General features: G+C 55.8%; 10 protein-coding genes and 1 tRNA gene. 9 read left to right on the forward strand and 2 right to left on the reverse strand.

The features are described 5' to 3' along the window. Nucleotides 1–11 precede the first annotated feature (11 nt). The 3 genes from ACVDG9_RS12125 to ACVDG9_RS12135 are packed head-to-tail and all read left to right on the forward strand — an operon-like array spanning nucleotide 12 to nucleotide 3,151. A complete protein-coding gene (locus ACVDG9_RS12125; protein WP_447238074.1) occupies nucleotides 12–1,181 on the forward strand; it encodes a YcaO-like family protein in 1,170 nt (389 codons plus the stop codon). Further along, nucleotides 1,178–1,903, forward strand: coding sequence for a TfuA-like protein (locus tag ACVDG9_RS12130; RefSeq protein WP_447238305.1), 726 nt, complete (start codon nucleotides 1,178–1,180; stop codon nucleotides 1,901–1,903). Before ACVDG9_RS12125 ends, ACVDG9_RS12130 begins: the two co-directional genes overlap by 4 nt. A gap of 6 nt (nucleotides 1,904–1,909) precedes the next feature. Beyond that, entirely contained in the window at nucleotides 1,910–3,151 is a 1,242-nt protein-coding gene (locus ACVDG9_RS12135) for a hypothetical protein (protein WP_447238075.1), read from the forward strand. Between the two features lie 76 nt (nucleotides 3,152–3,227). Here ACVDG9_RS12135 and ACVDG9_RS12140 read toward each other — a convergent pair. After that, nucleotides 3,228–3,301 (reverse strand) — tRNA-Gln (locus tag ACVDG9_RS12140). A 628-nt stretch (nucleotides 3,302–3,929) separates the two neighbouring features. On the opposite strand from ACVDG9_RS12140, the gene ACVDG9_RS12145 reads away from it, so the two are divergent. From ACVDG9_RS12145 to ACVDG9_RS12160, 4 genes are all read left to right on the forward strand, one after another. Beyond that, nucleotides 3,930–5,303 carry a Ppx/GppA phosphatase family protein gene (locus tag ACVDG9_RS12145; RefSeq protein ID WP_447238076.1) on the forward strand — a complete coding sequence of 458 codons (1,374 nt, stop codon included), beginning with the start codon at nucleotides 3,930–3,932 and terminating at the stop codon, nucleotides 5,301–5,303. Beyond that, a complete protein-coding gene (locus ACVDG9_RS12150; RefSeq protein WP_447238077.1) occupies nucleotides 5,300–6,007 on the forward strand; it encodes an RlmE family RNA methyltransferase in 708 nt (235 codons plus the stop codon). The genes ACVDG9_RS12145 and ACVDG9_RS12150 overlap by 4 nt, the downstream gene beginning before the upstream one ends. Before the next feature lie 204 nt (nucleotides 6,008–6,211). Then, entirely contained in the window at nucleotides 6,212–7,714 is a 1,503-nt protein-coding gene (guaB, locus tag ACVDG9_RS12155) for an IMP dehydrogenase (RefSeq protein ID WP_447238078.1), read from the forward strand. Nucleotides 7,715–7,764: 50 nt separating this feature from the next. Continuing rightward, on the forward strand, nucleotides 7,765–9,057 hold the full coding sequence (locus ACVDG9_RS12160) for an RsmB/NOP family class I SAM-dependent RNA methyltransferase (RefSeq protein ID WP_447238079.1): 1,293 nt from the start codon (nucleotides 7,765–7,767) through the stop codon (nucleotides 9,055–9,057). Nucleotides 9,058–9,076: 19 nt separating this feature from the next. Here the strand turns inward: ACVDG9_RS12160 and ACVDG9_RS12165 are convergent, their stop codons facing one another. Next, nucleotides 9,077–10,276 carry a tetratricopeptide repeat protein gene (locus ACVDG9_RS12165; RefSeq protein ID WP_286188995.1) on the reverse strand — a complete coding sequence of 400 codons (1,200 nt, stop codon included), beginning with the start codon at nucleotides 10,274–10,276 and terminating at the stop codon, nucleotides 9,077–9,079. A 267-nt stretch (nucleotides 10,277–10,543) separates the two neighbouring features. On the opposite strand from ACVDG9_RS12165, the gene guaA reads away from it, so the two are divergent. Both guaA and ACVDG9_RS12175 read left to right on the forward strand, forming a co-directional pair. Continuing rightward, on the forward strand, nucleotides 10,544–12,115 hold the full coding sequence (guaA, locus tag ACVDG9_RS12170; RefSeq protein ID WP_062488775.1) for a glutamine-hydrolyzing GMP synthase: 1,572 nt from the start codon (nucleotides 10,544–10,546) through the stop codon (nucleotides 12,113–12,115). 293 nt (nucleotides 12,116–12,408) lie between these two features. Continuing rightward, on the forward strand, nucleotides 12,409–13,131 hold the full coding sequence (locus tag ACVDG9_RS12175) for a class I SAM-dependent methyltransferase (protein WP_031268507.1): 723 nt from the start codon (nucleotides 12,409–12,411) through the stop codon (nucleotides 13,129–13,131). Nucleotides 13,132–13,399: the final 268 nt, after the last annotated feature.

Below are 13,399 nucleotides of genomic sequence, written 5' to 3' on the forward strand. Positions count from 1 at the left end.
AGGTATCCGCTGTGCAATCCGATCCTTTCTCTCCGCAATTCCTGCGCAGCTTCGGCATAACCAGATTGGGTGAGATCACCGGGCTGGACACGATCGGGATACCGGTCTGGTTCGCAACCAGGCCAAATTCCAGGTCTCTTTCCGTTTCCCAGGGAAAGGGTGTGACCAACGATCAGGCGAAGATTTCAGCGATCATGGAAGCCGTGGAATGTGCTGTCGCCGAACAACCGCGACAGCACGTCACGGAGTTCGCGACGATCGAAGACATGGCGCGCCAGCAAAGGAGCGTCATTCCGTTCTTTGATCTAGCAAGGGTCAACCCGCATCAGCTCGACCCGACCCGCCAGCGCGCCTGGGTTCCTGGAACGTCCCTGATTTCCGGCGAGCAACGCTTCGCGCCCTACGAATTGGTCGGGATGGACATGCGTAGCGACATGCCTTGGGACCGTCATGCCTTCCGTATGACATCCCAGGGATTGGCGGCGCATTTCTCGATCGACAAGGCCATCGAACACGCCCTGCTCGAACTCGTGGAACATGACGCGTCCAGTGTGGTCGATACTTTCGGTTTGTTCGTCAACAATATCCGGGAGGTCACCGACTACGAGGGCGCGAACGCCGATCTAGACGCCATTCTGGAGAAGGTCTCAAAAGCCGGCCTTGATCTTCACATATATGCTCTTCCAGGACGTGTGAAACTTCCGGTCATTGCCGCTGTCATCTCGCGGCAGGTGAATGGGCCTTCCGGTGTCATTTCGCGTGCTCCTGCGGGAATTGCCTGCCGGACGAACGTTGCCGAGGCGATACTCGCAGCCTTGCTTGAGGCGGTGCAGTCACGTCTGACGGACATCGCCGGTGCGCGCGACGACCTTGCGATGGATCGTTTTCAGCAGTCCAAGGATGGCGTAGCCAGGAACCAGCCACCACTCATTCCTCTTGCCAAACTTGAGGCTGAGTTCCGCCCTGCAAGACAGTCGTCCATGGGGTGGCAGGATGTCCTGAAGCTGATGCGTGCGGCTGGCATTGAAGATGCCTACATGTTCCCGCTCAAATCGCCGGTCCCGGACGTGCACGTGGTGAGGACGATCGTCACAGGCCTTAACGCGCATTCCGGCAGCTTCTCCGAAATGTCCATGAACTCGATACTGCTGACGACGGAAGTGCTGAGCACTGCATGTTGAAACCCGTCGTTTTTGCAGGACCGAGCGTTCACGGCTTGGCCGGCGATCTTTTTGACGACCTGGACGTATTCCCACCTGCGGCACGCGGAGACATTCTGCGAGCCGTGGGGCAGGGGCGCCGCGTGATCGGATTGATTGATGGTTACTTCAACTCCACCCCTTCTGTCTGGCACAAGGAAATCCTGTTCGCCCTACAGGAGGGGTGCAGGGTGTACGGCGCGGCCAGCATGGGCGCATTACGGGCTGCAGAGTGTTTCCCATTCGGGATGGTTGGTGTCGGGGCAATTTTTACAGACTATCAAGCGGGAAGGCGTCAATCGGATGCGGATGTTGCTGTTTCGCACGCTCCGGCAGAACTGGGCTATTACCCGCTGACACTGGCGCTGGTGGATGCGGAGGCGACGCTGTCTGCAGCTTTGAAAGGCGGGTTCATAGCCGAAAGCGCACATGATGCATTGCTGAAAGCTGCAACCGGTCTGCATTTTTCCACGCGAACCTGGGTGCGCGTGCTGAGCGAAACAGGACTTTCCGAAGCTGAAAGCGCTCACTTTCTGAAGTACTTGCCCGAGTTCGAGCAGAGCTTGAAACGGCAAGACGCTCAAAAGCTCCTGACCAATCTGAAAGAGAACATCGAGATTGAGACGCATGATGGTCAGGACAGTTGGAAAATACAGAACACCCTTTTTCTCAAGTCACTTGAAAAAGAAATTCTCGGCAGGTGACAGCTAATGAAAATGGAGATTGTAAAAGCCAGGACCACATGGTCAATCGTGCCGGATTGTGGTGGTCTGATTGAAACGATAGCGATCTCACTACCTCAAAAGGTTTTTGATCCCGGCAATCCTCACGCCGAAAAGATACTCGCCGCGATCGGAAATTTGCTCAAGGCCATGCCTTCGAGTGTTTCAATCCTGGCATTTGCGGATGCTTTTAACGAGGCGGCTGCGAGAAGCTGGATCGAAACACAGACCGAGTGTCGCTATGACATTGTCCTGGCAGGCGCTAGGCCGCTTGAAAGTGCAGATATCTGGGCACAGGATTCCATCCTGGTACAAATGCGAGGCAACGACCTGCGTATTGCCGCTCCAGCATGCGACTGGCCCAAGGGCATCTTGCCGAGGTTACTGGCCGAACACCTCTCTGTCGCCTGCCACGATCTCCCACTCTTTTTGCCGGGTGGAGACCAGATCGTTGGTGAGGGCTTTCGTCTCATCGGTCACACAAGCCGACTGAGATCAGCCTCCAACAAGTATGGCGGTGACAGCACTTTGCTTGCCGCAGATCGGCGTATCGGTGAACTCGATAACAGACCTGTCTGCTATTGGGGATACCGAAGGCAAGACTTGTTCGAAAAGCCTGCCGTCGATGCTCAAGAAATCAGGGCCGGCAAGAACACTGCAGATTCTAACCGTGAGGGAGACCTGGACTGGCAAACAGCGAATGATTTGCTCGGGGACCTTCCATTTTATCATTTGCGGCCGGATCTGGTTACGACCATTGAGCGGTGCGAAAGCCATGTCGACAGATATGTTTCTCCAACAGGTTTGCGCCACAACGGCAAGCACTTGTTATTGCTGGCAGACCCAGTGGCCGTGGCCCCAGAGGCCATCAGCAAGGCAAAGCGGGAAAAGAGACTTCTCGATGCGTCGGAACATTGGTTGAGGGACCAGGGTTTCGAAATCATCCGCAATCCTGTTCCCTTTGGGGTCGACGTAAAGAACTCGGTCAGGCCGCGACTCTACAACAACGTTTTTCTGGAAAATGCGGTACGAGAGGGAAATGGCAAACCAATCATGTGGTTGCCATGCTTCAGCGAAGACAGCAGGTTCACGGAATTCGATGCGGAGAACGCCAGGATCTGGAAGGATCTCGGCTTCGATCCTAAGCAGGTCTTCGGCTGGGAAAGCCTTGCCCACGCAAATGGCGCACTGCGCTGTGCCAGCAAGGTAATCAGACGGCAAGCGACTTGATCGAACGGAACTAGCTGCAAACCGACACGGACACGTGTGTCTTCAGCATCAGGCTAGTTTTTTCAGAAGAAGAGGTTGGCTGGGGAACCTGGATTCGAACCAGGACTAACGGAGTCAGAGTCCGTGGGTCTACCGTTAACCTATTCCCCAACAATGCTCACAAGGCGAGCTGCCAATCGTCGGTACAGGGCGAAATGATTGGTCGCTCTCGATTGGTGTGCCGCATATACATCCATCACATTCACGATTGCAAGACCCGTCGACGACTTTTTTGTGAAATTGCATGCCTGTGGAAAGTCTCGCGAAAGACTGTATGCATTCGTTTCAAGGAAAGCTTTTCCGACGAGGGGCAACCTGTTACAGTTTTGTCAACGAAAGACGCAGTCCCCAGCAGCGCCCCTTGAAAAACGGCGGCAGCACTGGAGATCTGAAAGGCAAAAACGTGACTCAGTCAGGTCAGGAACCGCCCGAGAAAGGGCGTCGTACCCCTGATGTGTCCGGAACCAGCGGGGCTCCCAGGGAGCCCGGGGGAACATCCAGACGACGCCGAAAGCGCAAGTCTGGCAAGCGCCCCAAAGGCAACTCTGCGACACAGGCAAACGGTGTCGTCAACGGAGTGCCTGATACGGACGGGCGAATTCCGTCCAGTGCTGTGACCGGACCCGTCGATCAAGCACTCGCCGCGCAGGAACAGCCTGCGCGAAAGGGTGAGGGTGCGTCCACTTCCCAGAAACGTCGCAAAAAACGGAAGCGCGGGCGGGCAGCCGGTGGGGAGGGCGTGCAAAACGTCCAGGCAGGTGGGCTGAACCAGGATGGTGCGGAACGACAACCTGACACCACGACGAGCCTGAAGGGAAAGAAGGCAGCCCGTAGGCGCGGCCGACGGCGCAAACAGTCCGCCAACGGAGCGGAAGCAGCACCTGTTGCAAGGACAAACGATGGCGACATCGTTGTCAGCTCAAAGACATTCGAAAAGAATACCAGTACCCCCTCCCACCGTAATCATGAATTGCGTGTGCGACGGGATGGTGAAAATCGCCCGTCGGCAAGCCGGAAGGAACAGGTCGACGGTTCTCGTAATCCTGCACCATATGATCGGACTGCGGGCAGGAACAACTCACCGCTTTATGCCGCGCTTGATCTTGGGACCAACAATTGCCGGCTTTTGATCGCCCGACCTGAAGATCGCGGATTTCGTGTGGTCGACGCCTATTCCCGAATAGTGCGCCTCGGAGAAGGTGTCGGCTCGAACAGAATGTTGAGCGATGCGGCCATGGAGCGGGCAATCGATGCTCTTGCCCAATGCCACCGGAAACTTGCCGACAGAGGGGTTGCGCGCTCAAGGCTTATCGCGACAGAGGCCTGCCGGGCAGCCGAAAATGGAGCTGACTTCATCGAAAGGGTGAAGGCGGAGACAGGTTTGGCGCTCGAGGTCGTCAACCGCGAGACAGAAGCTCGCCTGGCAGTCGCCGGATGCGCTTCGCTTGTGGATCACGACGCCGATGGCGTGATTCTGTTCGATATCGGCGGAGGGTCCTCGGAGATCGTCTGGCTGGATCTGCGCAACCGTTGTGGCGCACGGGGCTATGCATTGACCCGCTTCATCCGGTCCTGGATCTCGTTGCCGGTCGGCGTCGTCAACCTTGCAGAGCGGCACGGCGGTGTTCACGTGACACCGGATATCTTCGAAGCCATGATTGAAGATGCCGCCGAACATCTGGCAGCGTTCAATCTTGCTAATAACCTGACCGAAGCTATCGCGTCGGGCAGGGTCCATATGCTCGGAACATCTGGTACGGTTACCACACTGGCCGGTGTCCATCTGGGCCTGAAACGTTATGACAGGCGCAGGGTCGACGGTACCTGGCTGGAAGATGGAGACGTCTCCAGAATGATTGATCAGCTGCGCGACATGCCTTATGAGGCACGCGTGGATAATCCATGCATTGGTGCGGATAGGGCTGATCTTGTTCTGGCAGGTTGTGCCATCCTGGAAGCTATCCGCCGCCGCTGGAGTTGCTCACGTCTGCGCGTCGCGGACAGAGGACTTCGCGAAGGTATTCTTACAGAATTGATGGCGGCCGATGGTGTCTGGTCGCACCGCAAAAACGGCTCTCGGCATAATCGCGGGCGCCAAGGGAACAGAACATGAGTCAGGGCAAAAAGGGAACAGGCGACCGAGGTCTCCACGTCAAGGTGAAGACGTCCGCTGGTCGGCGCGAATCCTCCACGCGTTGGCTGCAGAGGCAATTGAACGATCCATACGTGCGCCGCGCGAAGATGGACGGTTACAGGTCGCGAGCTGCCTACAAGCTGATAGAGATCGACGACAAGCACAAATTGCTGAAACCCGGTTACCGGGTGGTCGACCTTGGTTGCGCACCGGGTGGCTGGTGTCAGGTTGCGGTGGAAAGGGTGCAGTCCTCCGTGGAAGCGCCCAAGGTGGTCGGGATCGACTATCTGGAAATGGACCACGTGCGAGGAACGACATTCCTGCAAAAAGACTTCCTGGACGACGATGCTCCAGCCGCCTTGCTGGAAGCGCTCGGTGGCCACAAGCCCGATGTCGTTCTGTCCGACATGGCGGCGCCGACCACCGGCCACAAGCAGACCGACCATTTGCGCACGACGCATCTTTTCGAGATCGCAATCGATTTCGCGAGACGCAACCTCGTTCCGGGTGGCTCGTTCCTGGCGAAGGTTTTTCGGGGCGGGACGGAAAATGCACTGCTTAACAACCTGAAACGCGAATTCAAATCGGTCGCCCATCTGAAACCGCCGGCAAGTCGCAAGGAAAGCCCGGAACTTTATGTGATCGCGAAGGGCTTTCGCGGAAGTGATCTTGATCCGGACTGAACCGTTTTCAACTCGACCGGGAAGCCGGTTTGCCATGAGAGACAGGGGGAACGCCCCATAGCGGGCGTCACCCCCTTTTCTTTCTGTCACCTGCGTGTTATTGACCCGCGCCAACTTCTCCGGCACAGCCGAAGCGACTCGAAAGATGCAGGCTTTTGATCAAAGCGTGCGTCTCAGCTATTTTTTTACAAAGGGGAATTGGCAATGGCATCCTTCTATGTCCCTACCACTGGACAGCAAGCCCTGACGTTTGACGATGTCTTGCTGATCCCTAGCCACTCGGAAGTCATGCCGGGTGAAGTTGACCTGCGCACCCGGGTCACACGGGAACTTGAACTCAATATTCCGATCATCTCGTCGGCGATGGACACAGTTACCGAAGGCCGTCTGGCAATCGCCATGGCTCAGGCTGGTGGCATTGGCGTCATTCACCGCAACCTTTCTCTCGACCAGCAGGCCGAGGAGGTCCGGATGGTCAAGAAGTTCGAATCCGGGATGGTGGTCAATCCGCTGGTCATCGGGCCGGACGCGACCCTGCAGGACGCTCTTGACCTGATGAAACGGTATGGCATTTCCGGCGTTCCGGTCGTTCAAAACGGCGGAGCAGGCGGTCAGACTACTGGCAAGCTGGTTGGCATCCTGACAAACAGGGACGTGCGGTTCGCGTCCAATCCCGACCAGAAGATCCATGAACTGATGACGAAGGACGATCTCGTCACTGTCAACGAGAACGTTAGCCAGGATGACGCCAAGCGGCTCCTTCATCAGAACCGCATCGAAAAGCTTCTGGTCGTGGATGACAACCGGAACTGTATCGGTCTCATCACCGTCAAGGACATGGAAAAGGCGCAGCTCAATCCGAATGCGTCCAAGGACGATCAGGGCCGGTTACGCGTTGCAGCGGCAACCAGCGTCGGGGAGGAAGGGTTTGCCCGTGCAGAACGTCTGATCGACGCAGGTGTGGACCTTCTTGTGGTTGACACGGCCCATGGCCATTCCCAGAAGGTCCTCGACATGGTCGGCCGGGTAAAAAGCCTTTCCAATTCCGTGCAGGTACTTGCAGGCAACGTGGCAACCAGTGACGCAACCAAGGCTTTGATTGATGCCGGTGCAGATGCGGTAAAAGTCGGCATTGGCCCGGGTTCCATTTGCACCACCCGAATTGTCGCTGGTGTCGGTGTTCCGCAACTAACGGCCATCATGGATTCAGTGAACGAAGCGGACAAGCAGGGCGTACCTGTGGTCGCCGATGGTGGCATCAAATTTTCCGGCGACCTGGCCAAGGCGATTGCCGCCGGCGCGGCGTCTGTCATGGTCGGCTCTCTTCTGGCAGGCACTGAAGAAAGCCCGGGAGAGGTCTATTTGCACCAGGGACGATCCTACAAATCCTATCGGGGCATGGGGTCCGTCGGCGCCATGGCACGTGGCTCGGCCGATCGTTATTTCCAGGCGGAAGTACGCGACAGTCTCAAGCTTGTACCGGAAGGTATCGAAGGTCAGGTGCCATACAAAGGTGCGCTTGGCAGCGTTCTGCATCAGCTGGCAGGTGGCTTGAGGGCTGCCATGGGCTATGTTGGCGGCCGCAACATTCCTGATTTCCAGGAAAAGGCGCGTTTTGTTCGGATCTCTGGTGCAGGCCTGCGGGAAAGCCATGCCCATGATGTGACGATTACACGGGAAAGCCCAAATTACCCGTCCAACGTTTAAACCACTCGGTATCGGGGCGCTTTGGAACAGGCGCCCCGCAAAGGAACAGCATGAAAGATGGCGGACGCCTGGCGGCGGCAATTGAAGTCCTGACTGAAGTGGAAATGCGGCACAGGCCTGTGCAGCTTGCCCTGAAAGACTGGGGTTCCGCGCACCGGTTTGCAGGTTCCGGTGACCGGACGGTCATCGGCAATCTTGTGTTTGACGCACTTCGGAACAAGGCTTCGCTTGGTGCAAGAATGAAAGACGGTTCGGCAAGAGCCGTCGTTCTAGCGACCTATTGCCTGAGTTGGGGCAAAGGCCTGCAGGCGTTAAGTGACGTTCTTGAGCAGGATCATCATGCTCCGGCTGCATTGTCAGCTGATGAAATCGCTTGCCTCTCGCAGGAGCCTGACAGCACGCCATCGCCTTTTGAACAGGCAGATATTCCAGAATGGCTTTGGCCGCATTTTGAGACCGTCTTCGGCGAAAACACCATTGAAGAAGGCCAGGCGCTGGCAACACGCGCCCCGGTCGACATGAGAACCAATACGCTCAAATCTGACCGGGACAAGGTTCTCAAGCGGCTGGCTCATACCGGGTCAAAGGCAACACCGCTGTCACCAGTTGGTGCGCGCATCGAGGCCAAGCCTGATCTTGGCCGCATGCCACATGTTCAGGCTGAGGAAGGCTATCGAAAGGGTTGGTTTGAATTGCAGGACGAGGCCAGCCAACTGGCGGCTCATCTTGCGCAAGCCAAACCTGGTGATCAGGTTTTGGACTTTTGCGCTGGCGGTGGTGGCAAGACACTGGCTCTGGCTGCCTCCATGCAGAACAAGGGGCAGCTATACGCCTATGACGCCGACCGTCTCAGGCTTGCTCCGATCCACGAAAGACTGCAGCGGGCCGGTGTTCGAAACATTCAGGTGAGGGATCCGGCAACTTCAAGTCTCGAAGATCTCGTCGATCAGATGGACCTGGTTTTTATCGACGCCCCTTGCACGGGGACCGGCGTATGGCGTCGCCGGCCGGATTCCAAGTGGAAGCTGGCGGAAAAGGCCTTGCAGGATCGTATCGAAGACCAGCGCCGTGTACTGGAAAGCGCGAGCAGATACGTCAAGCCGGGGGGGCGTCTTGCCTACGCGACCTGTTCCGTTCTGCGTGAGGAAAACCAGGCCCAGGCGGACTGGTTCCTGGAACAAAATCCGTCGTTCCAGTCTGATTCCGCGCTGGATATCTGGAAAACAACTCTGCCGGATGCACGGCTCCCGAAATACGTTTCTGACCGTGGCGACATTCTGCTGACGCCCGGGTCTACCCAAACGGACGGTTTCTTCATTGCCCTGTTCCGGCGCGTGCAGTGAGATCAGACAGTTTTTGCTGTCAGGATCTGTCCTGACGGCGCAGCCCAAGAACGTTCGGCAATTGATCGCCGTCTGTTGCGAGTAACTTCTTTGAAGTCACGGGCTCCAAGCTTTCCTGGTGTTGAATTTCCTGTTTGGTTTCTTTTTCTTGAGCGATTTTTGCAGCATCGTCGGGATTATCTGACGAGGGTGCTTCCGTTGCTGAAGTCGCAGGGGAGTTCACTGGGCCTGCTTCCGGTGATTTCCTTTCGGCGACAACCAGGCCTTCTACCAGTTCTCGAATAGCCGGCTCCAGACCGTCGCCTCGAGACATGGCCGTCAGGACGGATCTGGCCTGGTTGGAATATTTGAGTGCGGCGAGGGCGGCTCCAAGTGCATTCAGAGGTTCTTTTGCTGATTTGTCGAGATCGTGCGCGGCCAGGGCGTGTTTCAGAGCTGCACCATGATCTCCAAACTTACGCGCAATACTGCTGAGCCGAACGTGAGTCTGTATTGATCTCGGAGATAGCTTCAACGCGGCAAGCGCGGCTTCACGAGCATCTTCCAAGGCGCCTTTCCCGGCGAGTGCATCGGACAACAGGTCCAGGGGAAGCGGGTCTGCCGGCGCGCGCTCACTTGCCCGGATCGTCAGCTCGATCACTTCGTCAAAGCGCTTACGCAGCAGCAATGTCTGCGAAAGACCAATTAGTGCAGGACCGTAGTCCGGATCGGCCTTCAGCGCTTTCCGATAAGCTGCGATCGCTGCTGCCTTTTGATCAACACGCGCCTGTGTGTCTGCGAAAAGAGACAAGACAGCTGGCGTATCCGGCAATAGCTCGACCAGGCGTCGGGCCGGAACGGAAGCTTCTTCGGGTTTGTCTTCTTTCAGCAAAACACTGGCAAGACCATAGAGCGCGTTTCGATTTTCCGGTGCTTGGGCGAGCACATCAGCAAAATTTTGCCGAGCGTTTGCCATGTCACCGAGCAGCAACTGACAGTTCCCGAGGCTCGCGCGAGCATTCAGGTGGTCTGGTTCGGCAAACACGATGCGGCGCAACTGCGATTGCGCCTCGTCAAGATAACCGGTCTGAAGCAACGCGGATGCCGTTCTGTAGGCAATTTCCGTGTCGTCCGGCGACAGTTCCTGGGCTTTCAGATAAGACACCAGCGCCCTGTCAAGATTGCCCGCATTTTCAAGGGCTACGGCTTCTTCAAACGCTTTACGGGCAGCTGCGGTCATCTGGGTCGGTTTTCCTAAAAGCACCTGCCAGCAGCTTGTCTCACCTGAGACGAAGCACGGGGGCTTATGGTTAACCTAAGGAGCAGGCGCGCGCCGGTCAAAAGCGAATTTCAGCCGTACACAGCTTGTCCGCCGGAAACATTTGCCCGCCAAAGTTACGACACAAGAAAGCCGCGGAACAGGAGTTGGCGGCAAAATCTTGTGCGGGACAGCATCAGCTGTGAAATTCGGGTTCATTTTACTCAAAAGACCGGTTAGAAGCTGGCCATGACCCAGCATCAGCGCCTTCTTATCATCGACTTCGGCTCCCAGGTCACGCAGCTCATCGCGCGGCGCCTGCGCGAGTTAAATGTCTACTGCGAAATCCACCCATATCAGAACGTTACCGACGCCTTTTTGAGCGAGTTTTCGCCCAAGGCGGTAATTTTCTCAGGCGGCCCGGATTCGGTTACGCGAGCCGGTTCACCGCGTCCGCCGGAAAGCGTCTACACAATGGGCGTTCCGATCCTGGGGATCTGTTACGGCCAACAGGTGATGATGCAGCAGCTGGGTGGACAGGTTGACGGTGGCAAGATTTCCGGCGGTGGCGGCACGGCCGAGTTTGGCAGAGCATTCGTGACACCAGTCGAGAACAAACTGTCGATACTGGATGGATGGTTTGCCGACGGGAAAGAACAGGTCTGGATGAGCCATGGCGACCATGTCAGCCGGATCGCACCAGGCTTTGAGGTCTTCGGCACATCGCCAAACGCTCCCTACGCGATTACCGCGGACAAGGAGAGAAACTTCTACGCCGTACAGTTTCACCCGGAAGTGCACCACACGCCGAACGGCAAGAAACTGTATGAGAATTTCGTCCGACTTGCCGGCTTCACCGGTGACTGGACTATGGGAGCCTACAAGGACGACGCCATTGCGCGCATTCGCGAGCAGGTCGGTGACAAGAGGGTCATTTGTGGTCTGTCCGGTGGTGTCGACAGCTCCGTTGCTGCTGTATTGATCCATGAGGCGATCGGGGATCAGCTCACTTGTGTCTTCGTGGACCACGGCTTGTTGCGCCTGAACGAGGCGGAAGAAGTGGTCTCAATGTTCAGGGATAACTACAACATTCCCTTGATCCATGCGGATGAAAGCGAACTGTTCCTGGGAGAGCTGGACGGTGTTTCCGACCCGGAAACCAAACGCAAGATCATCGGAAAACTGTTCATTGACGTTTTCCAGAAACATGCGAATGAGATTGAGGGCGCTGAGTTTCTCGCTCAAGGTACGCTCTATCCGGACGTGATTGAGAGCGTCAGCTTCTCCGGAGGTCCGTCGGTCACCATCAAGTCGCATCATAATGTCGGCGGGTTGCCGGAAAAGATGGGACTGAAGCTGGTCGAGCCGCTGCGTGAGCTCTTCAAGGACGAGGTGCGGGCGCTTGGCCGCGAACTCGGCCTTCCCGAGAAGTTCATCGGCCGCCACCCCTTCCCGGGACCTGGACTTGCCATTCGTTGTCCGGGTGAAATCACCCGCGAGAAACTTGAAATTCTTCGAAAGGCTGATGCGGTCTATATCGACCAGATCCGTAAGCACGGTCTCTATGACGATATCTGGCAGGCTTTCGTTGCCATCCTTCCAGTGCGAACGGTCGGTGTCATGGGCGATGGCCGCACATATGACTACGCCTGCGCGTTGAGAGCCGTGACGTCAGTCGACGGCATGACTGCCGACTATTTCCCCTTCACGCATGATTTCCTGGGTGAGACGGCAACCCGTATCATTAATGAGGTACAGGGCATCAACCGCGTAACCTATGACATTACGTCAAAACCACCCGGCACTATTGAGTGGGAATAAGCAAGGCTTTGGATCACTTGGACCCGACGTCGCTTGGCGGGTCTTGACGTGGGCGGACCAAAATATCGCAGGTAACTCTGCGAACGCAGGAATGTGATTGCACGAACGATTGTCGAGCCTGCATGCATTGGCGAAAGGTCAATGTTTGTGCTCGTGCATTTGCTTTTGTTTATAGCGCCTCGATGCTGTGAGCGAACTGCAATTTGCTTCGATTAACTGAATATTTGCAGGCGCTCATATAAACAGTCCACAAACTGTTGCTCTGTCAGTTGCTTCGCCGAATAAAGATGGGAATGATTGAAGTGAGTAAATTAACTAAAATTATTTCTGGATATGAAAATGACGGCTTCAGTCTCGGCAAAGCAGCTAGAAAAAAGAGAATTAAGTATTTTTGTGAATTGATAGAAAGTAAGTTTTCTGAGAAGGGCCGTGTAAAAATACTAGATATTGGAGGGACTGTTCAATATTGGAACATCATCGACAAAGATTTTCTGGATCGCAACAACGTACAGATTACCCTTTTAAATCTACCGGGATCTCAAGCCTTTGAGGCAGACGGGAGATTTGATTTTTTGACAGGTAATGCCACAGAAGACATCTGGAGTTACCTGGACCCTCAGGACTATGACCTGATCCATTCAAACTCCGTAATCGAGCATGTTGGTGACTGGGCGCAAATGAAGCGGTTTGCGTCAAATATCCGGGATTTCCACGGCGGTTATTTTGTCCAGACACCAAATTTCTGGTTTCCCATTGAGCCGCATTGCATGACGCTCTTTTTCCATTGGCTGCCGAAGCCCTTAAGGGTCTGGCTTGTTGCTCACTTTTCCCTGGGGCATTGGGCAAAGGGGGCCAATACCGATGAGGCCGTCGAAATCGTCGAAAGCGCGCGCCTGCTGAGCAAGTCCATGTTCAAGGCGCTTTTCGATGATGCGCTCGTCAAGCAGGAAAAGTTCCTGTTTTTGACCAAGTCCTTCATGGCTGTCAGAGTTGACGGGGAAGAAGTCTCTTCTTGAAAAGAGACTGGATTGCTCAACTTAATAGATTTGAATACCCGACAGGCTTTCGAAAGATCACGATACGAGCTCTCGAAATTGGTGGCTCAGCGCCTTGTTGAGATTTGAGCGTGAATGAATACACCACGGCATCCGGACCTGACACCAGACTGTGCTTCTTGTGCAGCCCTTTGCTGTGTTGTCTTTGCATTTGACCAATCCGAGTCCTTTGGTATCGACAAGGCAGCAGGCGATGTTTGCCCGAACCTGGATAGCTGCGGACGTTGTG

The sequence above is a fragment of the Roseibium sp. RP-7 genome (assembly GCF_053005225.1).